General features: G+C 80.0%; 1 pseudogene. It reads right to left on the bottom strand.

Going from position 1 to position 461, the window contains the following annotated elements:
- A pseudogene (locus V2J85_RS41535) lies at positions 1-189 on the bottom strand (cell division protein PerM); the annotation flags it as partial.
- Positions 190-461 lie beyond the last annotated feature (272 nt).

Raw genomic sequence — 461 nt, 5'->3', positions numbered from 1 at the left:
GTCCGTATGGTCCGTGCCGTCGGTCCGATCGCCGTGCAGGGCGGTCGGGAGGCGGGCGGGGAAGTCGGCCATCAGCCCGCCGGAGCGCTGCTTGAGGGAGGCCCACCGGGCCTCCCTCGCGTCGTTCTCGTGCCAGGGGTCGGTCGGCAGGAAGTCGTACGGTTCCAGGCCCGCGCCGTCGCCGGGCATACCGCCTTCGGGAGCCGTTCCGCCGGTCGCCGCCCCCTCGGCCGCCGCCGACGCGGCCGGGCTCCCCGCCGCCGACCCGTCGCCCGGGGTCCGTCCGCGCCTGCGCCACGGTGCCCACCAGCGGCGGACCCCGGCGGGGGCCGTCGCCTCGTCCTCCGGCCCGGGCCCCGGCTCACGGCCCGCCTCGGGCTTCGGCTCCCGCTCGGCGGGGACTGTCCGACCGGCGGGCACCGCCCGCTCGGCGGGGGCTGTGCGGCCTGCGGGGACTGCAC

This window comes from Streptomyces bugieae (assembly GCF_036352915.1).
Taxonomy (GTDB): domain Bacteria; phylum Actinomycetota; class Actinomycetes; order Streptomycetales; family Streptomycetaceae; genus Streptomyces; species Streptomyces endophytica.
The sequence above is the reverse complement of the archived record's forward strand: the minus strand, read 5'-3'. Positions and strand labels throughout refer to the sequence as shown.